Source organism: Salipiger sp. HF18 (genome assembly GCF_011806505.1).
GTDB lineage: Bacteria > Pseudomonadota > Alphaproteobacteria > Rhodobacterales > Rhodobacteraceae > Salipiger > Salipiger thiooxidans.
On record NZ_JAATOS010000893.1, the window covers coordinates 1 to 837 of the forward strand.

General features: G+C 70.3%; 1 pseudogene. It reads left to right on the forward strand.

Going from position 1 to position 837, the window contains the following annotated elements:
- Window positions 1-786, forward strand: a pseudogene (locus HC022_RS27800) (FAD-dependent oxidoreductase); the annotation flags it as partial.
- Window positions 787-837 lie beyond the last annotated feature (51 nt).

An 837-nucleotide genomic window follows, 5' to 3' on the forward strand; every position in this document is an offset into this window, starting at 1 on the left:
GGCGCGGGCTCGTCCGGCGTGCAGATCGCAGACGAGCTGTCGCGCTCCGGCCGCAAGGTCTGGCTGTCGGTCGGCCCGCACGACCGTCCTCCGCGCAGCTATCGCGGCCGCGATTTCGTCTGGTGGCTGGGCGTGCTCGGCAAGTGGGACATCGCGCGTCAGGAGCCGGGCCGCGAGCACGTCACCATCGCCGTGAGCGGTGCCCGCGGCGGCGAGACCATCGACTTCCGCCGTCTGGCGCAGCAGGGCATCACGCTTCTCGGCCGCACAGAGAGCTTCGAGAACGGCACCGTGCGCTTCGCCGGTGACGTGGCCACGCAGGTCAACGCCGGCGACGCCAACTACCTGTCGCTGCTCGACGAGGCCGACGCCTATGTCGAACGCATGGGCCTCGACCTGCCCGAGGAGCCCGAGGCGCGCCAGATGGTCTCCGACCCCGAGTGCCTGCGCAACCCGGTCACCGCGCTCGACGCCGCGGCCGAGGGCGTGACGTCGGTGATCTGGGCCACGGGCTATGGCGTCGACTATGGCTGGCTCGAGGTCGACACCTTCGACGAGGGCGGCCGCCCGCGCCACCTGCGCGGCATCTCGGACGAGCCGGGCGTCTATTTCCTTGGGCTGCCCTGGCAGTCGCGCCGGGGCTCCAGCTTCATCTGGGGCGTGTGGCACGACGCCAAGCACATCGCCGACCACATCCTGACGCAGGCAAGCTACTTCGACTACAACGACGAAGCCTGCGCACGGGCCGGGGCAGAGGCGCCCGTCAAGGCCCTGGCGCAAGGCTGACCAGGACGCCACAAGGAGACCGAAAATGGCCCATACCCGCATCCGTCCGTT